The sequence below is a fragment of the Massilia endophytica genome (assembly GCF_021165955.1).
GTDB classification, from domain to species: domain Bacteria; phylum Pseudomonadota; class Gammaproteobacteria; order Burkholderiales; family Burkholderiaceae_D; genus Rugamonas; species Rugamonas endophytica.
The window spans coordinates 2,659,827-2,685,419 of sequence record NZ_CP088952.1 but is presented as its reverse complement, the minus strand read 5'-3'; the positions used below and the strand labels follow the sequence as shown (position 1 = coordinate 2,685,419).

At 65.6% G+C, this 25,593-nt stretch carries 20 protein-coding genes; 13 read left to right on the top strand and 7 right to left on the bottom strand.

The genetic code is table 11. The features are described from left to right. Positions 1-4 precede the first annotated feature (4 nt). From LSQ66_RS12010 to LSQ66_RS12000, 3 genes are read left to right on the top strand one after another with little or no spacing between them, the layout of a single operon-like run. On the top strand, positions 5-895 hold the full coding sequence (locus LSQ66_RS12010; RefSeq protein WP_231770009.1) for a 2-dehydro-3-deoxygalactonokinase: 891 nt from the start codon (positions 5-7) through the stop codon (positions 893-895). Beyond that, positions 888-1,505 (top strand): 2-dehydro-3-deoxy-6-phosphogalactonate aldolase, encoded by a 618-nt coding sequence (locus LSQ66_RS12005; protein WP_231770008.1) that lies wholly within the window; start codon positions 888-890, stop codon positions 1,503-1,505. Before LSQ66_RS12010 ends, LSQ66_RS12005 begins: the two co-directional genes overlap by 8 nt. Beyond that, positions 1,502-2,452 carry a Gfo/Idh/MocA family protein gene (locus LSQ66_RS12000; protein ID WP_231770007.1) on the top strand — a complete coding sequence of 317 codons (951 nt, stop codon included), beginning with the start codon at positions 1,502-1,504 and terminating at the stop codon, positions 2,450-2,452. Before LSQ66_RS12005 ends, LSQ66_RS12000 begins: the two co-directional genes overlap by 4 nt. 29 nt (positions 2,453-2,481) lie before the next feature. Here the strand turns inward: LSQ66_RS12000 and LSQ66_RS11995 are convergent, their stop codons facing one another. Both LSQ66_RS11995 and LSQ66_RS11990 read right to left on the bottom strand, forming a co-directional pair. Then, entirely contained in the window at positions 2,482-4,836 is a 2,355-nt protein-coding gene (locus LSQ66_RS11995; protein WP_231770006.1) for a beta-galactosidase, read from the bottom strand. A gap of 2 nt (positions 4,837-4,838) precedes the next feature. Beyond that, positions 4,839-5,648 carry an NAD-dependent epimerase/dehydratase family protein gene (locus tag LSQ66_RS11990; RefSeq protein ID WP_231770005.1) on the bottom strand — a complete coding sequence of 270 codons (810 nt, stop codon included), beginning with the start codon at positions 5,646-5,648 and terminating at the stop codon, positions 4,839-4,841. A 135-nt stretch (positions 5,649-5,783) separates the two neighbouring features. Here LSQ66_RS11990 and LSQ66_RS11985 point away from each other — a divergent pair, with 135 nt between their 5' ends. Then, entirely contained in the window at positions 5,784-8,888 is a 3,105-nt protein-coding gene (locus LSQ66_RS11985) for a glycoside hydrolase family 2 TIM barrel-domain containing protein (RefSeq protein ID WP_231770004.1), read from the top strand. Positions 8,889-8,894: 6 nt separating this feature from the next. On the opposite strand, the gene LSQ66_RS11980 is transcribed toward LSQ66_RS11985, so the two are convergent. After that, positions 8,895-10,193, bottom strand: a complete 1,299-nt coding sequence (locus tag LSQ66_RS11980) for an MFS transporter (RefSeq protein WP_231770003.1) — start codon at positions 10,191-10,193, stop codon at positions 8,895-8,897. A gap of 45 nt (positions 10,194-10,238) precedes the next feature. Continuing rightward, on the bottom strand, positions 10,239-11,258 hold the full coding sequence (locus tag LSQ66_RS11975) for a LacI family DNA-binding transcriptional regulator (RefSeq protein ID WP_231770002.1): 1,020 nt from the start codon (positions 11,256-11,258) through the stop codon (positions 10,239-10,241). 260 nt (positions 11,259-11,518) lie between these two features. Between LSQ66_RS11975 and LSQ66_RS11970 the strand changes: the two genes are divergently transcribed. From LSQ66_RS11970 to LSQ66_RS11940, 7 genes are read left to right on the top strand one after another with little or no spacing between them, the layout of a single operon-like run. Continuing rightward, positions 11,519-14,368 (top strand): TonB-dependent receptor, encoded by a 2,850-nt coding sequence (locus tag LSQ66_RS11970; protein WP_231770001.1) that lies wholly within the window; start codon positions 11,519-11,521, stop codon positions 14,366-14,368. Between the two features lie 2 nt (positions 14,369-14,370). After that, positions 14,371-15,693 (top strand): BNR repeat-containing protein, encoded by a 1,323-nt coding sequence (locus LSQ66_RS11965; RefSeq protein ID WP_231770000.1) that lies wholly within the window; start codon positions 14,371-14,373, stop codon positions 15,691-15,693. After that, the gene (locus tag LSQ66_RS11960) at positions 15,690-16,838 is read left to right on the top strand and encodes a glycoside hydrolase family 88/105 protein (RefSeq protein WP_231769999.1); all 1,149 of its coding nucleotides are present in this window, start codon (positions 15,690-15,692) and stop codon (positions 16,836-16,838) included. The genes LSQ66_RS11965 and LSQ66_RS11960 overlap by 4 nt, the downstream gene beginning before the upstream one ends. Before the next feature lie 13 nt (positions 16,839-16,851). After that, on the top strand, positions 16,852-18,108 hold the full coding sequence (locus tag LSQ66_RS11955; protein ID WP_231769998.1) for a DUF2264 domain-containing protein: 1,257 nt from the start codon (positions 16,852-16,854) through the stop codon (positions 18,106-18,108). Next, a complete protein-coding gene (locus LSQ66_RS11950; RefSeq protein WP_231769997.1) occupies positions 18,108-19,304 on the top strand; it encodes a DUF4861 family protein in 1,197 nt (398 codons plus the stop codon). Before LSQ66_RS11955 ends, LSQ66_RS11950 begins: the two co-directional genes overlap by 1 nt. Before the next feature lie 18 nt (positions 19,305-19,322). Further along, positions 19,323-20,135 carry an SDR family NAD(P)-dependent oxidoreductase gene (locus LSQ66_RS11945; protein WP_231769996.1) on the top strand — a complete coding sequence of 271 codons (813 nt, stop codon included), beginning with the start codon at positions 19,323-19,325 and terminating at the stop codon, positions 20,133-20,135. 19 nt (positions 20,136-20,154) lie between these two features. Continuing rightward, entirely contained in the window at positions 20,155-21,201 is a 1,047-nt protein-coding gene (locus LSQ66_RS11940; RefSeq protein WP_231769995.1) for a GlxA family transcriptional regulator, read from the top strand. Here LSQ66_RS11940 and LSQ66_RS11935 read toward each other — a convergent pair. Both LSQ66_RS11935 and LSQ66_RS11930 read right to left on the bottom strand, forming a co-directional pair. Then, entirely contained in the window at positions 21,198-22,427 is a 1,230-nt protein-coding gene (locus tag LSQ66_RS11935; protein ID WP_231769994.1) for a cytochrome-c peroxidase, read from the bottom strand. The two genes, LSQ66_RS11940 and LSQ66_RS11935, sit on opposite strands and share 4 nt — an antisense overlap. Beyond that, the gene (locus tag LSQ66_RS11930) at positions 22,427-22,849 is read right to left on the bottom strand and encodes a FixH family protein (protein WP_231769993.1); all 423 of its coding nucleotides are present in this window, start codon (positions 22,847-22,849) and stop codon (positions 22,427-22,429) included. The genes LSQ66_RS11935 and LSQ66_RS11930 overlap by 1 nt, the downstream gene beginning before the upstream one ends. Before the next feature lie 204 nt (positions 22,850-23,053). Here LSQ66_RS11930 and LSQ66_RS11925 point away from each other — a divergent pair, with 204 nt between their 5' ends. Both LSQ66_RS11925 and LSQ66_RS11920 read left to right on the top strand, forming a co-directional pair. Continuing rightward, entirely contained in the window at positions 23,054-24,367 is a 1,314-nt protein-coding gene (locus LSQ66_RS11925) for an ATP-binding protein (RefSeq protein WP_231769992.1), read from the top strand. Between the two features lie 26 nt (positions 24,368-24,393). After that, positions 24,394-24,711 carry a DUF6968 family protein gene (locus LSQ66_RS11920; protein WP_231769991.1) on the top strand — a complete coding sequence of 106 codons (318 nt, stop codon included), beginning with the start codon at positions 24,394-24,396 and terminating at the stop codon, positions 24,709-24,711. Positions 24,712-24,714: 3 nt separating this feature from the next. Here LSQ66_RS11920 and LSQ66_RS11915 read toward each other — a convergent pair whose 3' ends face one another. Further along, positions 24,715-25,314 (bottom strand): hypothetical protein, encoded by a 600-nt coding sequence (locus LSQ66_RS11915; protein WP_231769990.1) that lies wholly within the window; start codon positions 25,312-25,314, stop codon positions 24,715-24,717. Between the last annotated feature and the right edge of the window lie 279 nt (positions 25,315-25,593).

Below are 25,593 nucleotides of genomic sequence, written 5' to 3'. Positions count from 1 at the left end.
CGCGATGTCCCTGCTTGGCGTTGACTGGGGCACGACCAACCGCCGTGCCTATCTGCTGGACGGGCAGGGCGCCTGCGTGCGCCAGCTGGAGGACGAACGGGGCATGCTGGCCGAGCGCGGCCGCTTCGCATGGTCGCTCGCGGCCCTGCGTTCGGCCATTGGCGCCGGCGCGGACCTGCCGGTGGTCCTCTCCGGCATGGTGGGCAGCGCCCAGGGCTGGCAGGAAGTGCCGTATCTCGCCGACAGCGTGTCGCTGGACGAACTCCCGCACCACCTCGTTCCCGTGCGTGAAATGGCAGGCTGTTTCATCGTGCCGGGCTATGCGCGGCGCGGCGCGGTGTCCGACGTGATGCGCGGCGAAGAGACCCAGATGCTTGGCGCCCGTGCGCTGGGCCATGGCGACGGATGGTTCCTGCTGCCGGGAACCCACAGCAAGTGGGTGCGCGTGCAGGATGGGCGCATGGTCCACTGGTCCACCTACATGACGGGCGAGCTTTACGCGATGCTCGCGCGAGACGGCACCTTGTCAGCGCTGCTGCAGAACGCTGACCCGGAAGACGATGCCGACTTCGACGCCGGCCTCGCGCTGGCCGAGAAGGGCCTGCCCCTGAGCCACGCGCTGTTCACGGTGCGCGCGGCCGTGGTGAGCGGCGCCATGGAAGCCCGCCGTGGGCGAGGGCAGGTCAGCGGACTGCTGATCGGCGCCGAGTTCGCCGCGGCGCGCGCCATGAACGGCGCTCCGAAATCGGTCGCCATCATCGCTTCCTCAGGCCTCGCACCACGCTACCTGCGCGCAGCGGCACATTTCGGCATCGCCGCCAGCACGCTCGATCCGCACAAGACCTACTGCGCGGCCATGGCCCGCTTTGCCACCGAAGGAGCAGCCCATGTTTGACGATAAGAAGCGCCTGCCGCTGGTTGCCATCCTGCGAGGCCTGACTGCGGCCGAAGCGCCCATGGTAGGCAGGGTGCTGATGGATGAGGGCTTCAGCATGCTCGAAGTGCCCCTGAACCGTCCGGGCGCCGTGCAGGCCATCGGCACCCTCGCCACCATGGCGCCGGCGGACGTGCTGGTAGGCGGTGGCACCATGCTCAATACCGGCCATGTGGACCAGGTTGCAGCGGCGGGCGGCCGCCTCTTCGTCGCCCCCGACTGCAAACCCGAAGTCGTCGCCCACGCCCGCCTGGCGGGCATGCTCTGCGCCCCGGGTGTGGCCACGCCCACCGAGGCGTTCGCCGCGCTGGATGCGGGCGCGCACGCCCTGAAACTCTTTCCGGCCGAGATGGTGGGCACTGCGGGCCTGAAAGCCATGGCCACCGTGCTTCCAGCCGGTACGCCCCTGTGGCCCGTCGGCGGCGTCACGCCAGCCAGCATGGCGGCCTGGCGTGCTGCCGGGGCGACGGGCTTCGGCATCGGCTCCGCCCTGTATTCGCCGGGCGTCACCGAAACCGAACTCGCGCGGCGCGCCCGCGAGTTCGTGGCAGCCTGGCGCGAGGCCGCATGACGGCCCAGCAGGCAGGCCTGCGCCCACTGAAGATCGGCCTTGTGGGCCTTGGCAAGATCGCCGTCGACCAGCACATTCCCGCCATCCGTGCCAACCCGAACTGGGAACTGGTGGCGGGCTGCTCTCCCAGCAGCCGCCTGCCGGGCCTGCGCTGCTACCAGAGCATGGAGGCGATGCTCGCCGAGCATCCCGATATCGAAGCGGTGGCCCTGTGCACGCCGCCGCAGGTAAGGCAGGCGCTGGCCAAACAGGCCATCGAAGCGGGCAAGCACGTCTTCCTCGAGAAGCCGCCCGCCGCCACGGTGGGTGAGGCTGATACGATCCGCGAGCTCGCGGAAGCCCATGGCGTCACGCTGCTCGCGGGCTGGCACTCGCGCTTCTCGCCAGCGGTGGAACCGGCGCGTGAATGGATCGCGCAGCGCACGCTGTCGTCGCTGCGCATCGAATGGAAGGAGAACGTGCGCGAATGGCATCCCGGCCAGCACTGGATCTTCGCGGCGGGCGGCAGCGGCATCTTCGACCCGGCCATCAACTCGCTCTCCATCCTCACGCGGCTGTTGCCGGACACCGTGATCGTCCGCAAGGCCGACATGCACGTGCCGGTCAACTGCGCGGCGCCGATCCGTGCCGAGCTGAAGATGGGAACGGAGGCGGGGCTCTCGATCCGCGCCGAATACGACTTCCTCGAAACGGAGCGCCAGCGCTGGAGCATCTTCGCCGAAACGGCGGACGGCGAAAAGCTGGCCGTGCACAAGGGCGGCATGATGCTCGAGATAGACGGCAAGGTTGTGCTGGACGGCGTGGACGCCGAATATGCCGGCCTCTACGCCCACTTCCACGACCTGATCCGCACTCGGCGTTCCGATGCCGACTTCGCCCCCATGCGCATCGTCGCCGACGCCTGCATGATCGGCACCTTCCTCCCTGCTCCCGCCTTCATCGAGTAACGTCATTCCCGCCTGCGCGGGAACGACAATCAGCCTTCGACCAGCTTGTCGCCGACGAAGATGCGGTAGCGGCGGATGCGGCCTGTCACGCCTTCGGGGCCCTGGCGCGGGGTGTAGCGCAGGCCGCTGATCTCCGTCGCGCCGCCCAGGTCGATGATCAGGCGCGCAGGGCCGGCAGGCGCTGCGCCGTTGCTGTAGGCGGTGTGCCAGTAGTCCGTCGCCTGGCCGTTGATGGCGTTCAGCGCGCCGCCGTCTTCCTTGCGCGATTCTTCGCTGCTTGCGTACGCAATCGTCCACGCGGTCTGGTTCAGCGGCTGGCCTGCCGCATCGAGCAGGGCCAGCTCGGCGATGGCGGCGTGCGGTTTGCCGTCGAAGGTGTCCACCACTTCGATGCACAGCTGGCGTCCGCGCGCGGCATGCTCGAACTTCACGTCCTGCGTCGCCGGGCCGCTTGCGAACTGGCCGCTGTGTACTGGCGTCAGCCCGGCAAGGCGGGGGCGCGCCGTGCTCGGAGGCCGCTTCAGGTCGCGCTCGGGATGCAGCTCGTCGAGTACCGGCGCCGTCAGCCCGGCGATGCGGCTGACGCGCGGGCCCGTCAGGTCGAGCACCACGACTTCGTTGCGGCCCGCCTTGATCCAGGGACCCGGCAGGTACATGGTCTGCGTGGGACCGATGCTCCAGTAGCGGCCCAGGCAGCGGCCGTTGATCCACACAATGCCTTGCCCCCAGCCGGACATGTCGAGGAAGGTGTCCGCGCTCTGCGATGCCTGGAAGCTGCCGCGCCAGAAGGCGGGGCCGGAGGCGCGCGCGGCCTGCCAGCGCAGCGGGGGCAGCACGCCATCGGCATCGAAGTCGATGGCGCGGATGCGCCAGCCGGTCAGTTCCTGCGCCGCCCCGCCTTTTGTCTTGAAGGTGACTGGGCCGTGCAGGCCTTTTCGGTCATGCACTTCGGCGCCGAAATTGACGCGGGCGATGGTGTACAGCAGGATGTCGATGGTGGTCTCTTTGGAGCGTGCGGGAACGTTCACGCTGAAGCGGCGGTAGCGCGTGTCCATGGTGCCGACCATGCGTCCGTCCATATAAACCCATGCCAGGTCGCGCGCATTGGCCGCTTCCAGCGTTCCGGCCGGACCTGCGGGCAGCTTGATCGAATACGCGACCAGCCCCCGGCTGATGTCGTACTGCTCGATATTGCGCGGCGATACATCGTCGATCCCTTGCGCCGGCAGGTTGGCGAACACCGGCGCCGTTTCGCTGAGCGGGAAGGCGGGAATGGCCATCACGGGCAGTTTATCCGGGGCAGGGGAGAGCTGTTCACCGGCCTGCAGGTGCTTTGCCAGGCAGTCGCGGTAGGTACGGAATTTGGCGCCCAGCCAGCCCGCTTCGCTGATGGGGGCATCGTAGTCGTAGCTCGTGGTGTCGGGGCGGAAGGGACGGTCGCAGCCGCCCCACAGGCCGAAGGTGGTGCCGCCGTGCGCCATGTAGAGGCTGAAGGAGCCGTTCGCGTTCAGCATGGCGTCGATGTCCTGAATGGCGCGCGCATTGTCGCCGCGCCGGTGCGGCGCGCCCCAGGTGTCGAACCAGCCGGAGTAGTATTCGCCGCACATGCGCGGCCCTTTCTGCACGCTGTCCAGGGCCTTGAAGCCGGTCGCGGGATCGCTGCCGAAGTTCGCCACGGAGAAGAGCTCCGGGATATGCGTCTTCGCCACGGCATTGGTGGGGTTGCACTGAAAGAGGGGCACGTCGAAGCCGCCGTCCAGCAGCGCCTTCCGCATCACGCGCATATATTCCAGGTCTTCGCCGAAGAAGCCGTATTCGTTCTCGACCTGCACCATGAGGATCGGGCCGCCGTGCGTAACCTGCATCGGCCCGAGTACGCGGCCCACTTCCGACAGCCAGCGGCGCGCGGGGTTCACGTATTCGGGCGCGCGGGTGCGCAGGAACTTGTCGCCGGGCGCCTTCAGCAGCCACCATGGCAGTCCGCCCATTTCCCATTCCGCGCAGGCGTAGGGCCCGGGGCGCAGGATGACCCATAGCCCTTCGGCCTGCGCCAGCTTGCAGAACTCCACGGCGTCGCGCTGGCCCTCCCATTGGAATTTGCCCTCGCGCCATTCGTGGTAGTTCCAGAACAGGTAGGCGCAAACGGCGTTCAGTCCCATGGCCTTGATGGCCTTCAGGCGGTGGCCCCAGTATTCGCGGGGCACGCGGGCGAAATGGATCTCGCCGCAGCGGATCTGCAGGGGCTTCCCGTCCAGCAGGAAGTCGTTCTCGCCGATGGTGAAGCGCGGCGAGGCGGCGCTGGCCAGCGAAGGATTCAGGGTGAGGGCCGCACCGGCGGCGGCTGCGCCGAGCAGGATGCGGCGGCGTTGGAGGTTCTGGGTCATCGTCATTCCTGTGGATATTGGGGGCCGCTGTAAAGGAAGCCGCCGCCCTGGTAAATGGTTGCGAGATCGTCCACCGGCGGATAGTCGCCGGCGGGGAACATGCTGGCGAACTTCGCCGAGTTGTCCTTCGGCACGAAGCCGAGATGGCGCGCATGGCGGTCGTCCCACCATACGCTGGGGTTGTCCGATACGCCGAAGGTGATGGTGTGGCCAACGCGCGGCGCCGTCAGGGAGCAGCGCAGAAGTTCGACCAGATCGTCCAGGCTGATATAGGTGCTCAGCATGCGGCGGTTGGCGGGCTCCGGGAAGCATGAGCCGATGCGGATGCACACGGTCTCGATGCCGAAACGGTCCCAGTAGAAGCGCGAGAGCGATTCGCCGAACACCTTGGATACGCCGTAGTAGCCGTCCGGCCGCAGCGGCATGGTGGCATCGACCATGTCGGTGGTGCGGTACATCCCCATGGTGTGGTTGGAGCTGGCGAACACCACACGGCGGATGCCGTGCTTGTGCACTGCCTCATACAGGTTCACCATGCCCAGGATATTGGCGTTCATGATGGGCGCGAAGGGCGTTTCGGTGGATATGCCGCCGAAATGCAGCACCGCGTCCACGCCTTCGCACATGCGCAGCACGGCGTCGCGGTCGGCGAGGTCGCATTGCACGATCTCTTCGCCTTCCTGCGCCTCGCCCATGTCGGCGATGTCCGCCAGGCGGACCACGTCCGCGAAGTCTTTCACGGGACCGCGCAGCTGGCGGCCCAATCCTCCGGCTGCGCCGGTCAACAATATGCGCCTGAATGGCTTGCTCATATCGGTCTCGTTATTATGGTTGTAGCAACGGCTAATGATAGTGGGAAGCACCACTGGCTTCCTATGCTGAATTAGCATAGTTGGGGACCCGCACGTTATTGGTCAGCGCGACAAACTTGCCGCTAGCATGGCCTGATGAGAACCCTTATCCAAAAAGCACTTTTCCTGCTCTCCCTCTGCGCTGCCGGCGCCGCGCAGGCTGCGCCTCCCGCCGAATGGGAGCGTCCGGAGATCGTTCAACTGAACCGCGAGCCGATGAAGACCACCTTCATCAACTATGAAACGCGGGAACTGGCGCTGGCGGGGAATCCGGCCGCATCGCGCTACTACAAGTCCCTGGACGGCCGCTGGTCCTTCGCCCTGTCGAAGAATCCGGAATCGCGCCCCGTGGACTTCTACCGGCCGGGTTACGATGTCTCGCGCTGGAAAACCATCGAGGTGCCGGGCATGATGCAGGCCCAGGGCTTCGGCCAGCCATACTTCAATAACATCGACTATCCGTTCCCGGCAACCGAGCCCTATATCCTGCATTCGATGAACGAAGTGGGCTCCTACCGCCGCGACTTCGACCTGCCTGCGGCATGGAAGGGTCGCGAGGTCTTCCTGCACATCGGCGCGGCGGGTGCGGCCTACTACATCTGGGTGAACGGCCAGCGCGTGGGCTACTCGGAGGATTCCAAGCTGCCTTCCGAATTCAACCTGACCCGCTATGTCCGCCCCGGCAAGAACGTGATCGCGATCGAGCTGTATCGCTTCGCGGACGGTTCCTATCTGGAGGACCAGGACTTCTGGCGCGTATCGGGCATCGAGCGCAGCGTCTATCTCTACGCCGAGCCGAAGGCCCACCTGCGCGACTACACGGTGACGGCGCTGCTGGACAAGCAGGGCTACCGCGACGGCCTGCTGACCGTGTCGCCCGCCTTTGCGGGTGCACCGAACGGTTCCGTCAAGGCCACGCTCTTCGATGGCGACCAGCAGCTGCTGGCCCTAGCCAATCCCGTGGCGAAGTCCGGCGCCGCTCCCCTGCAGGCCCGCATCGCGCAGGTGAAGCCGTGGTCCGCCGAAACGCCAAACCTCTACCGCCTGCTGGTGGAGTTCTACGACGCCGACGGCAAGCTGGTGTCGGCCACCTCCCGCCGCATCGGCTTCCGCACCGTGGAAATCGCGGACGGCGAAGTGCGCGTGAACGGCAAGCGGGTGCTGATCAAGGGCGTCAACCGCCACGAGCACGATCCGAAGACCTTCCGCGTCATGTCCATGGACACCATGCGCCGCGACATCGAGCTGATGAAGCAGGCGAACGTGAACGCCGTGCGCACCTCGCACTATCCGAACGATCCCCGCTGGTACGATCTGGCGGACGAATACGGCCTCTACATCCTCGACGAGGCCAATATCGAATCGCACGAGTACATGCAGAAGGGCGACCACGCGAAGAAGCCCGGCGAGCGCGAAAAGATCCAGCTGGGCTACCGCCCGCACTGGGAAACGGCCCACATGGACCGCGTGCGCCGCATGGTGGAGCGTGACCGCAACCACCCGAGCATCATCATCTGGTCGCTGGGGAACGAGGCGGGCACCGGTCCAAACTTCGAGAAGGCAGCGCGCTGGATCCGCGAGAACGATCCCACCCGCCTGATCAGCTACCTGGGCCACGGCACCATCGGCGAAGAGCACCTGCCGAACGACTATGTCGATATCTACGCGCCGATGTACGACGATATCGTGAAGATGATCGGCTATGCCGAAGACCCGCGCTACCGCCAGCCCATGATCCAGTGCGAGTACGCCCACGCCATGGGCAACAGCCTCGGGAATCTGGAAGAGTACTGGCAGGCCATCCGCAGCCACCGCAAGCTGCAGGGCGGTTTTATCTGGGACTGGGTGGACCAGGCCATGCTGATGAAGGATGCGAAAGGCCGTGAATACTGGGCACAGGGTGAGGACTACGGTCCCAACCCGCGCAAGGACAGCTCGGTGGTGGCCGACGGCCTGGTGCAGGCCGACCGCACGCCGGACCCGGAATACTATGAGCTGCAGAAGGTCTATTCGCCGGTGGTGTTCGAAGGCGACCCCGCCTCCGGTTCCGTGCGCGTGGTGAACCGCTACGACTTCCGCGACCTCTCCGGCTTCGATTTCGACTGGACCGTGACGCGCGACGGCGTGCCGGTGGCGCAGGGCAGGCTGGATGGCGTCGCTGCCCCGGCACAGGGCACGGGAACGGTCACGCTGCCCGCAGCGGCCCGCCAGGCTGCGGCGGACGGCGAATTCATCCTCACCCTGCGTGCCCGCGCCAAGCGCGGCAGCACGCCCGGCGTCGCGGAAGGGCAGATGCTCGGCTTCAGCCAGTTCGTGCTGCAGGCGGCTTCTCCTGCTCCCGCGCCGAAATGGACGCAGGCGGTGCAGGGCGCGCAGGGCCCCGAGCTGCGCGCTGCCAATGCCACGCTGGCAGTCGACGCCAGCACGGGCCTCGTGCGCTACAGCAGCGGCGGGCGCGAGCTGCTGCAGGGCGGCAGCCCGAACTTCTGGCGCGCCATGACGGACAACGACCAGGGCACGGGCATCGAGAAGACGCATGCCGTCTGGCGCCAGCTGAGCGAACGCCGCGAAGTGCGGGTATTGGAGATGAGCGGCGACACCATCCGCGTGCTGTACAACCTGGGTGCGGGCGCTGCCCGCTGGGAAACCAGCTACCGCATGGCGGAAGACGGCGCCGTCCACGTCACGGCCTCCTTCACGCCGGTGCGTCCGGACCTGCCCGATCCGCTGCGCATCGGCATGCGGTTCGACAGCAACCCGGCGCTGGACCAACTGAGCTGGTACGGCCGCGGCCCGCAGGAGAGCTATGCGGACCGCCAGACCGGCGCCGCCATCGGCCTTTACCGCGGCAAGCTGGCGGACCAGGCGCACCCTTACGTGCGGCCGCAGGAAACAGGCAACAAGACGGATGTGCGCTGGCTCGCGCTGCAGGATGCAGGCGGCAGCGGCCTGCAGGTCACCGGTGTAAAACCCCTGTCGGTGAACGCGCTGGCCTTCCCGTACGAAGACTTGTACCCGCGTCCGCGCGGCGCCTGGCACAGCTCGGACATCCAGCCGCACGGCATGGGTTCCCTGCTGATCGATGCCGTGCAGACGGGCGTGGGCGGCGATACGGGCTGGGATGCGCGCGGCCTGCCGCTCATGAAGTACCGCATTCCCCTGAAGCCGCTGAGCTATCAGTTCGTACTGGCTCCGCGCTGACGCAGGCTACTGGCGGCGCGCCACCTGCGCCGCCAGCACGCCGGTTTGCAGGCGCCCCAGGCAGACGATGCACAGGAGCGAGAACATGGCTCCGGCCAGCAGTGTCAGGCGGTAATCGTGGCCTGAGAAATCGAGCATGGGGCCCTGCACGCTGCTCACAAGGATGGTGCCCAGCATGACCATCAGGTCCTTGGTGGAGTTGTGCTGCACGAACTTCGAGCGTGGCAGCAGCGCCATCGGCATCGAGGCCGCCGCCGTGAAATAGGCGCCGGAGATAATCACGTGCAGGAGATAGAAGGCGCGGAAACTGGCCGCGTCGGTCAGCCCCATATACCCCACGGACGCCACCACGCAGTAGACGGCCATGATGACCGACGACACGCGCAATGCGCCGAAACGGTCCGCCAGCCAGCCCACTCCCAGCGCCGAAAAGATCGACACCGCATACCCCGCCGCAGTGAGCGCGCCCAGCGTGGACTTGGGAATTCCCATCACATGTGCGTAGTACTGATAGAAGGTGTTGAAGGGGCTGAAGGTCACGCTCGCCAGCATGAAGGCGGCCACCGCCCACGCGTAGGGCTTGTAGCGGAAGCACTCCAGCACATGGGCCAGCGGGAAGCGCCGCCGCTCCGGTTCCGGGGCGGGCGCCGCATCCGGCGGCAGCGGCGTTTCCTTCACCAGCAGGCACATGGCGAGCATGGGCAGGCCGAATACGAGGCCTATGCCCGCGAGGATCTCGGGCAGGAACTGGTCGGTCAGCGCGAACACCCAGGTATTGAAGGCGATGCCCACGCTGAGGCTCACCACGCGGAAGCCAGCGAAGAAACGGCCCAGCAGGCCTTGCGGCACGATGTCATTCACCAGTCCCGTAAAGAGCGACAGCGCACTCAGGGCCGCGCATTCGAACACCGTCCAGAAAAGACAGAAGAAGGCCAGGCGGCAGGCGCGCGCGCCGGGCGAGAAGGCGCCGAGCGCCGCATCGGTCCACGCGGCGAGGGCAGGGGAGGCCGATAGTCCCAGCATGGCGAGGCCGCCCACGGGCGCCGCCATCAGCAGGAAGGGCTTGCGCCGCCCCCAGCGGCTGCGGCAGCGGTCCGAGTGGTAGCCCACCAGGGGCACCAGGAACATGTTCAGCAGCGCGGGAACGGTGGACAGCAGCAGGGACGTCATGGTGTCCGAGGCGCCATGGCTGCGCAGCAGCTCCACTGCGCTGGGCAGGGCGGCGCGGTCGCGGACGGCGATGCTCAGGTCCCCCAGCAGAAGCCAGAGCAGGATGGCCGCCAGCGCCGCCATGGTAAGGGGCACGGCCGCTCCCCGGGGGGCGGACGCTGCGGATCCGTGCAGCATGATTCAGCCGCGCCGCGGGGCGGGGCCGGTGGAGCCGCGCACCACCAGCTCCATGGGGAAAGCGATCTTCTTTGCCGCCACCTCGCGGCCCTGGATCAGGGCCACCAGCTCGGCCACCGCGCAAGCGCTCAGTTCCGTCATCGGCTGGCGCATGGTGGTGAGGGGAGGGAAGACATAGCTGGAGGTGGGAATATCGTCGAAGCCGATCACGGACAGGTCCTCGGGGACGTGCAGGCCCTTGCTGTGAATGGCGTCGATGGCGCCGAAAGCCATTTCGTCGTTGGCGGCGAAGATGGCGGTGGGCGGTTCCGGCAGCGCGAGCAGCTGTTCCGCCGCCGCATAGCCGCCGGTCTGGATGAAGCGCCCCGGCACCATCAATGCGGGATCGCTGGCGATGCCCGCATTCGCCAGCGCCTCCAGATAACCCTTCTCCCGTTCCGCGCTCTGGCCCGTGCCCTGGGTGCCCGCGATAAAGGCGATGCGCCGGTGGCCGAGCGAGAGCAGGTGCTCCACCGCCTGCCTGGCGCCGATGCGGTTCTCCACCGCCACCACGGGCAGCTTCACCTCGCGTGCGTCGAAGCTGACGAAAACGCAGGGCAGGCGCTGCTTCTCCACCACGTCGAGATAGCCGTCCTCCACGTTCGGCATGAGCAGGAGCAGGCCGTCGCACAGTTTGCTCAGCATGTCGCGCGTGCCGGCGCGGCCCGGAACGTCGAAGCGCTCCGCGTTGAAAAGGACGATGTCGTAGCCGCTGGCGCGCGCCTCGGCGCTGATGGCCTTGGTGATCTCGTGCAGTACCAGGGAGCCGTAGTTATTGACGAAGACGCCGATCAGCTTGCTCTTGTCGCCCCGCATGCGGCGGGCCAGCATGTCCGGCGTGTAGTTGAGCTGCGCTGCCGCCGCCAGGATGCGCTCCCGGGCCGCTTCCGACACATAGCCTACCCCGCGGATCGCGCGGGAGGCGGTGATGGGTGAAACACCGGCAATTTCTGCCACTTCGCTGAGCTTGCTGGCTTTGCGCATGTCGTTTTCTTGTCAAAAATGGGGCAGAGGTTGTGGTTACGATACCACATCGGCCCCGCCGCTGCCCAGTGAAAATCCCCGATATAAATCAGTCACATACAAACCTTGACAAATGTTATAGCAAAGCCCTTGGTTGTACGATGACCAATATGGTAACGTGACCACATTCGCGAATAAACACCAGCCCGGCGGCATGTTTTCTGGAGACACCCGCGCCATCGGAGAACCATCCTGAGCTTACGCAGTTAAGTGGAGAGATAATGAAAAAGAAACTTTTAGCAAGCCTGTTGCCGATCGCCCTGGCGGCGGCGTATTCAAGCCCGGCCCAGGCCCAGGCGGTTGCCCCCGCCCAGAACGATGCGGCGGCGCCGGCTGATCCGGCCAACACCGTGGTGGTGACCGGTTTCCGGTCCAGCCTCCAGAAGGCCCTGAACCTCAAGCAGCAGGCCATCGGCGTGCGCGACTCCATCGTGGCGGAAGATATCGGCAAGTTCCCCGAGGCGAACGTGGCCGAGTCGCTGCAGCGCGTGCCCGGCGTGATCCTGAACCGCGACGAAAGCTCGGGCGAAGGCCAGCGCGTTTCCATCCGCGGCCTGCCCACCGAATACACGGTGACCACCCTGAACGGCGCGCCGGTGAATACCACCTCCACCGCCACCATCGGTTCCGCCGCGCGCGGCTTCAACTACGACGTCTTCGCCTCCGAACTGTTCGGCCGCGTGGACTTCTATAAATCGCCCCTGGCCGAACTGACCGAGGGCGGCCTGGGTGGCGTGGTGGACCTTCAGACGCCGCGCCCCTTCGACAATCCGAAGCGCACCGTGCGCTACTCGGCGTCCGCTTCGTACAACACCACCTCGAAGCACACCGACCCCACCGGCTTCGCCCTGTACTCGAACACCTGGGGCCGAGTCGGCTTCCTGATCGGCGGCTCGCACTCCTCCAGCATCAACACCCGTTCCGGCTTCGAAGCGACGGGCGGCTACAACAGCTCCTTCAACGGGAGCAAGTCGCCGGTAAAGGGCAACTTCGCCGTCACCCTGGACTACGACTCGCCGCGCGCCAACCTGGGAACCTACACCCGCGACCAGGTGGACAACGCCTTCCTGCCGCGTATCTACCGCTATTACGGCTCGCAGAACGACCGCACCCGCGACGGCCTGGTCTCCTCCCTGCAGTTCAAGGAGGGCAACCTGGATATCAGCCTCGATACCATGTACTCGAAGCTGAAGAATCGCCGCGACGAAGTCTACTTCGGCATCCTGGTCCGCAACAGCAAGACCACGAACCGCAACGCGCCGGCAGGCCAGAGCGGCAACAACGGCTTCATTCCCCTCAACGTGAAGATCGATCCGTCTTCCAACCTGCTGACCGGCACCTTCGGCAACACCAGCTACAGCAGCGGCGTGACCTACAGCGACGACGAAACCGAATTCGGCTACGCCGCCCTGAACGCCAAGTGGAAGGTGAGCAAGGACTTCTCGCTCACCAGCCAGTTCAGCACCAACCGCAGCACGGCGGAACGCTACCAGGACACGCTGTCGGGCCAGATCTTCGGCATCGATTCGACCATCGACTACGGCACGGACCACGTCTATCCGTCCATGTCCTCGCCCACCAGCTACACGGACCCGAACAACTTCTCCGGCTTCGGCATCGGCACGGACTTCACGAAGGAAACGGACCGCGGCAAGCAAGGCCGCGTGGTGGCCGACTGGGACTATGCCCTCGCAGGCGACTGGACCGGCCATCTGAAGGCAGGCGCCGTATGGGTGGAAACCACCAAGGGCATCCACAAGCGCAACGGCACTTCGCTGGCGACCGCGCGCCTGAATGCCATCGGCACTGCTGGCCTGCGTTCCGGCATGACCTCGCAGCTGCCGATCGATAACCTGGACATCGGCGGCGGCTGGCCGCATGCCTGGGGCACCTTCGACCGCAACTACACCTACTCGACCTTCGATCCGGTGGCCTACAACCCGGCATCGGCCTTCACCCCGGCCCAGAGCTTCACGGCCAAGGAAACCATCACCACCGGGTTCGTCCAGTCTGACTTCAAGGGCACCGTGATGGAACACGACCTGCGCTTCAATGCAGGCGTGCGCTACTCGCGCACCGAAACGGACATCGACAACTTCAAGCAGCAGGGTACGAGCCTGGCATACGGCCCGAACCAGGAGCACGGTTCCTACACCAACGTGCTGCCTGCACTGAGCGCCGCCCTGGACCTGACGGATTCGCTGATGTGGCGCGCATCCTGGGGCAAGACGATCAGCCGCGCATCGCTGGGCATCATCGCCGCGCAGACCGTCATCCCCAACCCCTTCGACAACACTGCCACTTCGGGTAATCCCAACCTGAAGCCGCAGCAGTCGAAGAACCTGGATACGAGCCTGGAGTGGTACTTCCAGCCGGGCGGCCTGGTCTCGGCGGCCGTGTTCAAGAAAACCCTGACCGACGCCACGGTGTCCAACACCACTCAGACCACCTTCGGCGCCCTCGGCCTGCCGAACACCGCCCTGGGCGCGATCTTCCAGGACGCATCCGGCCGCGTGGACCCGAGCCTGCCGATGAACCTGCGCAGCTACACCAACGCGGGCGAGCAGGTGCTGAAGGGCTACGAGCTGGCCTACCAGCAGTCCTTCAACTTCCTGCCAGAGCCGTTCAAGGGCCTTGGCGCGCTGGCAAGCTTCACCCATATCGATCCGTTCAACAGCCAGAAGTGGATCACCAACGCGGGCAAGGAAATCGAAGTCAACTCCGTGCCGAAGTACGCCTACAGCACCACGGCTTACTACGAAAGCGGTCCGCTGGCAGTGCGCTTCTCCTGGAACTACAAGGGCCGCTCGCTGCATGGCGATAACCCGAAAAACAACGGCGACGACCTGATCCGCTGGCGCGCCGCACGCGGCTACCTCGATGGCAACATCAGCTACCGCATCAGCGACAAGCTGGAACTGCGCATCGATGCGCTGAACCTGTCCAACACGCTGGCCTACGACTACTTCGAGGACGCGACCGGCCGTTACGGCAGCGGCAAGAAGACCCGTATGGACTACGCGAAGTACGACGGCCGCACCATCAAGATCGGCATCCGGGGCAAGCTGTAAGCATGGCGCTGCGCGGGATCTCCTGCCTGGCTCTTGCCGCCTCGCTGTGCGCCTGCGCGGGCACGGTGGAGCGGCAGGACGGCGTCCGTATCGTGGACGTTGCCGATGGCTGGGCCGGGAATTCCGTCAATGCCGTGGTATTCCGCAAGAACTCCCTCGCCACGCATGAAGGCATGCAGTACATCGCCTTCTACGACGGCGAGGCGAGGGTCGTACTGGGCAAGCGCAAGCTGGGAGCGCGGGACTGGGAGCTGCACACCACCCAGTACCGCGGCAATGCCAGCGACGCCCACAACAGCATCAGCATCATGGTTGACGGTGCCGGGTATCTTCACCTGGCCTGGGACCATCACAACGGTCCCTTGCGCTACGCGCGCAGCACGGCGCCCGGCGCGCTGGCTGCCGGTCCCGAGGAAGCGATGACGGGGCGCGACGAGCGCTCCGTATCCTATCCCGAGTTCTACCGCATGCCCGATGGAGGCCTGCTTTTCCTTTACCGCGACGGCGGCTCCGGCCGCGGCAACCTCGTGGTCAACCGCTACGACCCTGCAAGCCGGACCTGGCGCCACCTGCAGGACAATCTGCTGAGCGGGGAAGGGCAGCGCAACGCCTACTGGCAGGCGTTCATGGACAAGGCGGGAACGCTGCATCTCTCCTGGGTATGGCGCGAGTCGCCCGACGTGGCCAGCAACCACGATATGGCCTACGCCCGTTCGCGGGACGGCGGCGTCACGTGGGAACGCAGCAACGGCGCGCGCTACGCGCTGCCCATCACTGCCGCTACTGCCGAATATGCCGCCCGCATTCCCCAGAGGAGCGAATTGATCAACCAGACCGCCATGGCTGCCGACGACAGGGGCAACCCTGTCATCGCGAGCTACTGGCGCGATCCGGGTTCGGACGTGCCGCAATACCGTGTGCTGTTCCACGACGGCGCCGCGTGGCATGTGGCGAACCTCGGGTTCCGCCGCGCACCGTTCTCGCTTTCCGGCCAGGGCACCAAGGCCATTCCCGTGGCGCGGCCGCAGGTCATGGTCAGCGGCGCCTCGGCGTGGCTGCTGTTCCGCGACGAGGAGCGGGGAAGCAAGGCGTCCGTAGCCTGCACGGCCGACCTGCGGCAAGGGCACTGGCAGGTGCGCGACCTGGCGGAACGCAGCCTGGGCGCCTGGGAGCCCAGCTTCGACACTGAACTCTGGCAGCGCAGCGGCCAGTTGAACCTCTACCTTCAGGCTGTCCACCAGGCCGACGCCGAAGGGATTACGCGCGCCGGCCCTACAAGGGTGGGCGTACTCGAATGGACACCAACCTGCGCAGACAATCGATGAAATCCATGAACCCGAACAAATACCTGACCGGCCTCCTGCTCACGCTGAGCGTCGCCCTGAGCGCCTGCACCACAGCCGCGCCGGATGTGGGTGCGAAGCGCGGAGAAGTCATCGCCGTGATCGACAAGGTCAACACCTACTGGCAGGAGAAAACGCCGGCGAAGGAATGGTCCTTCTGGAACGTGGCTGCCTACCACACGGGCAATATGGAAGCCTACAAGGTCACGGGCAATGAACGCTACCGCCGCTACTCGGAGGAGTGGGCGGCCCACAACCAGTGGATGGGCGCCAAGTCCCAGGACAAGGCGAACTGGAAGTACAGCTACGGCGAGACGGACGACCATGTGCTGTTCGGCGACTGGCAGATCTGCTTCCAGACCTACGCGGACCTGTACCAGCTGGACAAGGACCCGCGCAAGATCGCCCGCGCCCGCGAGGTGATGGAATACCAGATGAGCACCCCCAACAAGGACTACTGGTGGTGGGCGGACGGCCTGTATATGGTGATGCCGGTCATGACCAAGATGTACAAGGCCACCGGCAACCGCCAATATCTCGAGAAGCTGCACGAGTACTACGAGTACGCGAACAGCATCATGTACGACGCGGACGCGAAGCTCTACTACCGCGACGCCAAATACGTCTATCCGAAGCACAAGAGCGTGAACGGCCTGAAGGACTTCTGGGCCCGCGGCGACGGCTGGGTGTTCGCAGGCCTGGCCAAGGTGCTGGCCGAGCTGCCGCAGGACGATCCCTACCGCGCCGAATACGTCCAGCGCTTCAAGGATATGGCTGCGGCGCTGAAGGCCAGCCAGCAGCCGGAAGGCTACTGGACCCGCAGCCTGCTCGACCCCGCGCATGCGCCGGGGCCCGAGACCAGCGGCACGGCCTTCTTCACCTATGGTCTCCTGTGGGGCATCAATAACGGCCTGCTGCCACGCGCCGAATACCTGCCCGCCGCGCAGAAGGGCTGGAGCTATCTCACTTCCACAGCTGTCCAGCCGGATGGCAAAATCGGGTATGTTCAGCCCATCGGCGACCGCGCCATTCCCGGACAGGTGGTGGACCAGAATTCGACCGCGCACTTCGGCGTAGGCGCCTTCCTGCTGGCAGCATCCGAAATGGTGCGCCTGCTCGACAAATAACAAGGAGACAGAAATGGAACGCCGTAATTTCATGCGCGCCCTGGCAGCCGGTTCGGCTGCGGGCGGCCTGCTGGCCGCCGGCCAGGCTGCCGGAGCGCCTGCCGCCGCCGTGGGAGAGCGCGCCTACATGCTGCGTCTTCTGCAGCAGATGGCCGATCCCGTGCTTACCCTCATGTCGAAGGGCGAGCTGAAAAAGAAGTTCACGCTCGAACTGAGCCCCACCTGGGATGGCCGCGATCCCGCAGTCGCCTACCTCGAATGCTTCGGCCGCCTCATCTCCGGCGCCGCGCCCTGGCTCGCCTTGCCGGAAGACGCGACGGAAGAAGGCAGAATGCGCAAGCGCATGCAGCAGATGGCGCTGCAGTGCTATGCGAACTCTGTCGATCCGAAGAACCCGGACTACCTGGCATGGCGCGGCCACGGCCAGGCCCTGGTCGATTCGGCCTACTTCACCAATGCCCTGATGCGCGCCCCGAAAACGCTGTGGGAGCCGCTGGACGCGGCGACCAAGGCGCGCATCGTCGCCGAAATCAAGGGCCTGCGCCGCATCGAAGTCCCCTACATCAACTGGCTGCTGTTCGCGGCCATGAACGAAGCCTGGCTGCTCTCCATCGGCGAGGAGTCGGACCCCATGCGCATGAACGGCGCCATCCGCAAGATCAACGAATGGTATGTGGGCGACGGCTGGATCAAGGACGGCGACGCCTTCCACTTCGACTATTACTGCTCCTACGTGATGCACCCCATGCTGGTGGAAATCCTGGAAGTGCTGGCCGCGCGCAAAGGCCCTTTCTGGAACGCCAAGCCGGAGGAGCTGCTGGCCCAGGCCACCAAGCGCGCGCAGCGCTACTGCGAACACCTGGAGCGCTTCATCGGCCCCGAAGGCACCTATCCGCCCATCGGGCGCTCGCTCACCTACCGAACGGCGGTGTTCCAGCCGCTCGCCCAGCTGGCATGGCGCAAGCAGCTTCCTGCCTCGCTGCCTGAAGGGCAGGTGAGGGCGGCCCTGCACGCGGCCCACCGCGCCATCTGGGACGAGCCAGGCAACTTCACGAAGGACGGCTTCCTCACGATCGGCTTCCGCGGCCACCAGCCGGAACTGGGCGACTGGTACTCCAACAACGGCAGCATGTACATCGGCGCGGCCGGCCTGCTGGCGCTTGGCCTGCCCGCCAGCGACTCCTACTGGACCGCGCCTGCACAGGACTGGACGCAGAAGAAGGCTTTCTCCAGCCGCAAGTTCCCCAAAGACTATCCGGTGAACTACTGATGAAGCTTCGCCTTCTTGCCGCCTGCCTGGGCATCGCCGCGCTGAATGCCGCGGCGGCGGAGCGCATGGTCATCACGGTGCAGCACGAGCTGAAGGCTGCGCGGCCCGCCGAAACGATCACCGTGCCCTGGGCCGAAGTGAACCGCCGCCTGCCGGGCGCGCTGCTGCAGCAGATCGCCGTGCGCGATGCGAACGGCCGCAGCCTGCCTTACCAGGTCACGAACGTGGCGCCGCAGGCGAAGGACCCGAAGGGCGAGGGCATTGCCTATGGCGAGCTGATTTTCCAGCACGACTTTGCGTCAGGCGAACAGTCCGCCCGCTTCACGGTCGAAAAAACAGGCACGGTCTCGCCGCCGTTTCCCACGAAAGTGGCAGCGCGCTACGTGCCTGAGCGCCTGGACGATTTCGCCTGGGAGAACGACAAGATCGCCCACCGCACCTACGGCCAGGCGCTCGCTGCTCCAGCGCCGCCGGGCAGCGGCAAGGAAGTGCTGGTGACGAGCGGCGTGGATATCTGGTTCAAGCGCCCCAGCTATCCCATTATCGACCGCTGGTACAACAAGGGCCACGACCATTACCACAAGGATGAGGGTGAAGGCCTGGACATGTACGGCGTGGGCCGCACGCGCGGCGCAGGCGGCACGGGCATCTGGAACGGCAGCCAGCTTTTCACGAGCCGTAACTACTCGGGATGGCGCGTCATCGCCAATGGCCCCATCCGCGCTGTCTTCGAACTCACCTACGACACGTGGGATGCGGGCGGCGTACCTGTCAGCGAGGTCAAACGCTTCACAGTGGACGCGGGCCGCTATTTCGATACCGTGGAGAGCACCTTCGCCTTCCCGGGCGGGCAGCCGCTGACCGTGGCGCTCGGCCTGAACAAAAAGCCTGCCTACCCCGAGCAGACGCCCACCGTCACCGCCTACCGCATGCCGGAGGTGCTGGCGCAGTGGGTGCGCCAGCGCAGCGCGGGCGACTTCGGCGTCGCCATCATCCTGCCCGGCGCCCAGGGCTATGCGGCCGACGCGGACAATGAACTGGTGCTGGCGAAGGCAGTATCCGGCCGGCCGCTGCGCTACTACCTTGGCGCGGCCGCCAGCTGGTCCGGCGAGTTCCCGGACGCGGCGGCATGGCAGGCCTACATAAAAGCGGAGCAGGCGCGCATTGCATCCCCGGTGCGCGTGGCGATCGAATAAGAAAAAGGAGAACACAAGATGGGTGAACACAGCCAGCAGCTCATGTCCGGCGCCGAGGCGGCCGAACTGGCGGGTTCCGCGCAATATCCCAGCCTGCGCAGCAAGCGTGTATTCGTCACGGGCGGCGGCTCGGGCATCGGGGCGGACATCGTCAGCGCCTTTGTGAAGCAGGGCGCCCACGTCGCATTCGCCGACCGCGACGCCGCGGCATCCCGCTCGCTGCTCGCCGCCCTGGAAGGCACTGGCAAACAGGCCTTCTTCGTCGAGGCCGACCTGGCCGACATCAAGGCCCTGCGCGGCGCCGTGCAGGCCGCTGCGGACCACTTCGGCGACATCGATATCCTCATCAACAACACCGCCAACGATGCCCGCCACGCCTTCCTCGATGTGGAGAGCGACGGCTTCGATGCGCTCATGACCATCAACCTGAAAACGGCCTTCTTCGCCGCCCAGGCGGTCATGCCCGGCATGCTGCGCCGTGGCGGCGGCTCCATCGTCAACCTCGGTTCCACGGGCTGGAAGAACAAGGTGGCGGGCTATCCTGTCTACGCCGCCTGCAAGTCGGCCGTCAACGGCCTGACGCGCAGCCTGGCCCGCGAATACGGCAAGCACAATGTGCGCGTCAACACGCTGACGCCCGGCTGGGTGATGACGCCCAAGCAGCTCGCGCAGTGGGTGGACGCGGAAGGCGAAGCCGAGATGGACCGCAACCAGTGCCTGCCCGGCCGCATTCTCGGCTCGGATATCGCCAGCATGGCGCTTTTCCTCGCCTCCACCGAGAGCCGCATGATCACGGCCCAGGAATTCGTGGTGGACGCTGGCTGGACCTGAGCTTCTTCCTGCCTGGGGCGTGCTTCGCTACAATGGCAGCTTCCCGGCCGCCATCGTAGAGAACATGCCGCACCGCGTTGTCATCGTCGCTTTTCCTCCCGCCCAGATGCTGGACATCTCGGGGCCGCTGGACGTGTTCGCCATGGCGAATGTCCTGTCCCGCAACGCGGGCCAGCCCGAACCCTACGAACTGGTGCTCGCGGCGCCCGAGGCGGGCCCGCTTGCCACCACCTCCGGCGTATCCCTTCTCGCCACCCACTCGCTGCACGATCCCGCGCTGACGGCGGACACGCTGCTGGTGGCGGGCGGCCCCGGCGCGCGCCAGGCATCAGGCGGCGGGCCGCTGATTGATGCCCTGCGTGCGCTCTGCGAACGCTCCGGCCGCATCGGATCGATCTGCACCGGTGCCTTCCCCCTGGCCGCCACGGGCCTGCTGGATCACGGCCGCGCCACCACCCACTGGGCGCATTTCGACGAATTTGCGAGCCAGTTCCCGGACGTGGAACTGGAGCGGAATGCCCTGTTCGTCGACGCGGGCCCTTGCCACAGTTCGGCCGGCATCTCGGCCGGAATCGACTATGCGCTCTCGCTGCTGGAAGGCGACCAGGGACGCGCACTGGCCATGCAGGTGGCGCGCGGACTCGTCGTCTTCCTCAAGCGGCCGGGCGGGCAGGCGCAGTTCAGCGCCCAGCTTGCGTCACAGGCCAGTGCCAGCGACGCGCACCGCTTCGCCGAACTGACGCAATGGATGGCCGATAACCTGGAAGCGGACCTGTCGGTCGAAAGACTGGCCGAGCGCATGGCCATGAGCCCCCGCAATTTCGCGCGGCGCTTCGTGGAGAAAATGAACATGGCGCCCGCCAAATATGTGGAACGCCTGAGGGTGGACGCCGCGCGCCGCCTGCTCACGGACGGCAACCTGCCGCTGGCGCGGGTGGCCGAACGCTGCGGTTTCAGCTCGCCCGATACCATGCGGCTGGCCTTCAAACGCCATATCGACGTGGCTCCCAACGAATTCCGTGCGCGCTTCCGCAGCACCGGCCGCTCCGTCCCCCCGCCCGCCTAGCGCTCGCGCTCGACGATGGCGCCGTCCAGCGAGAGAAGGAAGGCCCGCAGGTACTGCGCCTCTTCGCCGCTGAGGGCGACGGGCCTGAGCTCACTGCGGCCGTAACGCGCCGGCGGGGCGGCGCGGTAGTGCGCGATCACCGCATCCAGCCCGGCCAGCTGGCCGGCATGCATGTAAGGAGGGCGCAGTGCCACGCCGCGCAGGCTCGGCGCCTTGAACGCGCCTTCCAGCGTGGGGCCGTCCGCCGCCAGGAACTGGAGCTCGCCGCATTGCTCGGGGCGGGCATCGCTATAGGGGCCCAGGCAGTTGAATTCATCCCGCAGCACCTTGGCGGCGCCGCTGCGCCGTCCCAGCGCCTGTTCCGCCGGGCCGTGCGGCGCGATGCCGGTGTTGTGGAACTGCTGGTCGGAGAGCAGCGGGCCATTGTGGCAGGTGACGCAGCGGCCCTTGCCGATGAAGATGCGCAAGCCCTGTATTTCGGCCGCGCTCAGGATATCTCCTGCGGCCGGGTCGCCGTCCAGCACCGCGCCGATATAACGGTCCAGGCGCGTTTCACCGTGGTGCAGGGTGCGTTCGTAGGCGGCGATCGCCTTGCCGATATTGGCCAGCACCCGCGACACCTCGCTGCGCCGCTCCGGCGCGAGCGCCTGCCAGGCTTCCTGCTGCGCAGCTGTGCCCAGGGGACCAGCATCGGCGGGCAGGCCTTCCAGGTCCGGAAGCTTGCCGAATACGGATTCGTAGTCCTGGCGGTAGTGAGCGCGCATCAGGTGAGCGAAGGCCAGGCGGTTGCCGCCATGTTCGGCGGCGTCTTCCAGCGGGCCCACGGCCTGCGCCCACAGGCTGTCCTTGCGGCCGTCCCAGAAGAGGAAGGGCGTGTGGCCTGCCGAGCCAATGGGCATGGTGCGGCGGATGCCGGTTCCTACGCCCTGCGCCACGGCTTTCCCATCCTGGAACTGCAGCTGCGGATCGTGGCAGCTGGCGCAGGATACGGCGCCGTTGCTGCTCAAACGGCGGTCGAAGAAAAGGCGCTTGCCGAGGGTGGCTGCGGCGGGCAGCGTGGCCACGCGGTTGGAGGGATCGGCAGGCGCCGGCGGCAGCTGGTTCAAACGCAGCGTTGCCAGAACGGCGCGTTCCGCCGCGCTCCATTCTGTTCCGCCGCCTGCCATGACAAGGCTCGCCGCGACACAGGCTGCGGCCGCCAGGGCGCTGCCCAGGTATCTGCGCATCACGATTCCGGCAGCACGAGGTTGAAGGTGACCTTGTCCGTGCCGTTCGGCCCTTCGATCGCCAGCTTGATTTCCCACCAGCCGGACATGCTGAACTTCACGCCCTCGATCAGGTAGCGGCCATTGCCAAGGTCCTTCGTCACGCGCGGCTGCGTAGGCAGGCCGTGGTGGTGCTGCGGCATGCCGCCATCGACCGTGATGCGGGCGCCGGTGACGGGCTGGCCGTCCGGAGTGCTCAGCTTGAGCTCCCATGCATGCAGCTTTTGCAAGGGCACCGGCTCGGTGAGCGGCTTGATTTCGGCCCGGATGCCATGCGGCGCGGTGGCGCGGCTCAGCGAGAGGTCCAGGGCAGGGGGCGCCGACATGCATCCGGCCAGCAGCGTGGCCACGGCAAAGAGGGCGGGGCGGAGAAAAATCATCATGCTTCCATATCCTTGGTACTTGAACGGACGCCAGTATCGCCCCAGCTGTACTTGCTTATCGGACAGTTTTCCAACGATTTCTGCCAGCCCGGAAACTTTCTTGTTGCAAGGCGTTGTGGCGCCGCCGCTGCCCCGCCAGATCGCTGTACCAGAGCCATAAGGAAAGGATTAGAATGGAGCGGTAAGGTTAAGGAAGGGCATGCGATGCAATTTGACGAATTTGAGCTCCTCTCTACACCGCCGGCGCAGACGCCGCCCCAGGCTGCGGCCCCCGCCGATCCCCTGGTTCGCCTGCAGTACCTGATCGACAACACCGCGGCTGTGATCTATTGCGCGGTGCCGACGGGTGACTTCAAGATGACCTTCGTCAGCAACAACGTCTTCCACGTGCTGGGCTATCGTCCGGAGGAAATGCTGGCCGACCCGAACTTCTGGTTCGACCATATCCATCCCGAGGATGCACCCAACATCTTCTCCAGCCTGGCCTTGCTGTTCAGCGAGGGCGAGCGCGTGTACGAATACCGTTTCCGCGCTTCGAGTGGCGACTACCTGTGGATGCACGATTCCCTGCGCCTTATCCGCGACGAGCAGGGCGCGCCCCTCGAGGTGGTGGGCGCGCTTACCGACATCACGGCACGCAAGGTGATGGAGCAGGCCCTGAACCAGCGCGACGTGGAACAGCAGGCCCTCATCGCCAAGCTGCGCGAGGCGCATGAACAGCTGCTGCAATCCGAGAAGATGGCTTCCATCGGCCAGCTGGCGGCGGGCATCGCGCACGAGATCAACAATCCCGTGGGCTTCGTGAACTCCAACATGAACGCCTTGGCCAACTACACGGGCAGCCTGTTCCAGGTGATCGCCGACTACGAGGGCATGCTGGCCAGTTCCGGCCAGTTCGCCGACCGCGTGGCCGCCATCCGCGAGAAGGCCGACCTCGACTACCTGAAGGAAGACGTGCAGTCGCTGGTGAAGGAATCGCTGGACGGCCTGAAGCGGGTGCGCGACATCGTGCAGGCCCTGAAGGACTTCTCGCACGTGGGCGAGACCGAATGGCAGGTGGCCGACCTGCACCAGGGCATCGAGAGCACCCTCAACATCGTCAGCAACGAACTGAAATACAAGGTCACGATCGACAAGCAGTATGGCCAGCTGCCGCCAGTCACCTGCCTGGCGTCCCAGCTCAACCAGGTTTTCATGAACCTCTTGATCAACGCGGGCCACGCCATCAAGGAGCGTGGCGCCATCCGCATCCGCACGGGGGCGGCGGACGGCTGGGTGTGGATCGAATTCACGGATACCGGCAGCGGCATCGCGCCGGAGCACCTGAACCGCATCTTCGAACCCTTCTTCACCACCAAGCCGGTGGGCAGCGGCACGGGACTGGGCTTGTCGCTCTCCTACGGCATCGTCAACAAGCACGGCGGCCGTATCGAGGTCGTCTCCAAACTGGGCAAAGGCAGCCGCTTCACCGTCCACCTCCCCGTCCAGCCCCCCGGCGCCGAGGCGCCGAAGGCCTGACTCTTCCGGCACCCAAGGAGGTTCAGATGACGTTGGCTGTGTGTTCTCGGCAATACGTTGCTACTAGCCCTGAGGGCAAGCAGGTGAACGGGCAAGTCGAAGTATTGATTCCAGCAGAGAAGGGACGATTTCAATGGGAGTGCGAGGTACGCCTTGGCCCTATTGAAACATCCCCTTTTCTTGTGATGGGCGTCGACAGCTGGCAAGCAATTCAGCAGGCGATGCACATGACCTACGTTCAAATTGACCACCGCGAGCGTACCGGCTGGAAGTTCTTATGGCTTGAGGATGAGGCGTTTGGTTCGAGAATGCTCCTGCCAGCCAGAGGGCAGGAGCGAGCATAGATCTCAGAAGTATTGTTCTCGGCAGTAGGGTAATAATGTGTAAGCGTAGTATTCCTGGTTCTCCTGATAGCACTGGTTAACCTGGCTCGAAGTGCCGCCACGCTGTGCGCAATACTGGTAGCCCCGCATGAGAGTCGAGTAGGCATCCGCAACGCACTTCACATAGTTGACGGGATCTCTCGCCTTTGAAAAGTCCGCAGGCGCCGTGCCAGGCGGATCCTGCGGAGTTGGTGGTGTGTAGTCAATTGGAACGTAGAAGTCACCAGGGATGCTCCCGCCCGTGCCACCCCCTCCGGGTCCTGGATCTGGCGTACCCGGGATGACGATGATAGGCCCGCTGAAGCCGCCACCGCTATCTCCACCGGTGCCCGGATCCTCCTCCAGGTTCATTTCCGTTCCATCGACCGGCATACTTTGGCTATAGCTAGCCAATCGCTTTGCCGCCGCGGCGAACTTCTGGGAGAACGCAGCGGCAACAGCTGCTAGGTACTCCGAGTTTTGGGTCCTGGAATGGAAGGTCAGCGCACCAATGTTGTTCTTCCTGACATACCCAATGTCGATGTCTGCGAAGTTCTCAAGTCCAATGACGGCGCATCTTGCCACGGTCTGCTTGGGTCTCTGCCCACACAAGCTGATTTTGTGTCGCCGCAGCGGCCTGTCCGGAGAGCAGCGCAAATGCCGCCGTCGCAGCATGGAAGATTGACTGGTTCATGTAGCACCTATAGGGAATTGGGTATGCAGATGCACTTCCAAATCCTATGGCTGCTATCGCCTGGCACCTTGATCCATCTGGACTGTGCGCTTGTTTTACGATCGGGTTCTTCTACAACTTCTGAAATGTCGTCGACGAGAAATCAATCCGCAGCAATGCCACCGACTTGG

Coding starts and splice junctions, on each gene's coding strand:
- LSQ66_RS11920 (WP_231769991.1), top strand. CDS start 24,394: ATGACGTTGGCTGTGTGTTCTCGGCAATACGTTGCTACTAGCCCTGAG.
- LSQ66_RS11985 (WP_231770004.1), top strand. CDS start 5,784: ATGAGAACCCTTATCCAAAAAGCACTTTTCCTGCTCTCCCTCTGCGCT.
- LSQ66_RS12010 (WP_231770009.1), top strand. CDS start 5: ATGTCCCTGCTTGGCGTTGACTGGGGCACGACCAACCGCCGTGCCTAT.
- LSQ66_RS11960 (WP_231769999.1), top strand. CDS start 15,690: ATGAAATCCATGAACCCGAACAAATACCTGACCGGCCTCCTGCTCACG.
- LSQ66_RS11945 (WP_231769996.1), top strand. CDS start 19,323: ATGGGTGAACACAGCCAGCAGCTCATGTCCGGCGCCGAGGCGGCCGAA.
- LSQ66_RS11995 (WP_231770006.1), bottom strand. CDS start 4,836: ATGACCCAGAACCTCCAACGCCGCCGCATCCTGCTCGGCGCAGCCGCC.
- LSQ66_RS11965 (WP_231770000.1), top strand. CDS start 14,371: ATGGCGCTGCGCGGGATCTCCTGCCTGGCTCTTGCCGCCTCGCTGTGC.
- LSQ66_RS12005 (WP_231770008.1), top strand. CDS start 888: ATGTTTGACGATAAGAAGCGCCTGCCGCTGGTTGCCATCCTGCGAGGC.
- LSQ66_RS11925 (WP_231769992.1), top strand. CDS start 23,054: ATGCAATTTGACGAATTTGAGCTCCTCTCTACACCGCCGGCGCAGACG.
- LSQ66_RS11990 (WP_231770005.1), bottom strand. CDS start 5,648: ATGAGCAAGCCATTCAGGCGCATATTGTTGACCGGCGCAGCCGGAGGA.
- LSQ66_RS12000 (WP_231770007.1), top strand. CDS start 1,502: ATGACGGCCCAGCAGGCAGGCCTGCGCCCACTGAAGATCGGCCTTGTG.
- LSQ66_RS11935 (WP_231769994.1), bottom strand. CDS start 22,427: ATGCGCAGATACCTGGGCAGCGCCCTGGCGGCCGCAGCCTGTGTCGCG.
- LSQ66_RS11975 (WP_231770002.1), bottom strand. CDS start 11,258: ATGCGCAAAGCCAGCAAGCTCAGCGAAGTGGCAGAAATTGCCGGTGTT.
- LSQ66_RS11970 (WP_231770001.1), top strand. CDS start 11,519: ATGAAAAAGAAACTTTTAGCAAGCCTGTTGCCGATCGCCCTGGCGGCG.
- LSQ66_RS11950 (WP_231769997.1), top strand. CDS start 18,108: ATGAAGCTTCGCCTTCTTGCCGCCTGCCTGGGCATCGCCGCGCTGAAT.
- LSQ66_RS11955 (WP_231769998.1), top strand. CDS start 16,852: ATGGAACGCCGTAATTTCATGCGCGCCCTGGCAGCCGGTTCGGCTGCG.
- LSQ66_RS11930 (WP_231769993.1), bottom strand. CDS start 22,849: ATGATGATTTTTCTCCGCCCCGCCCTCTTTGCCGTGGCCACGCTGCTG.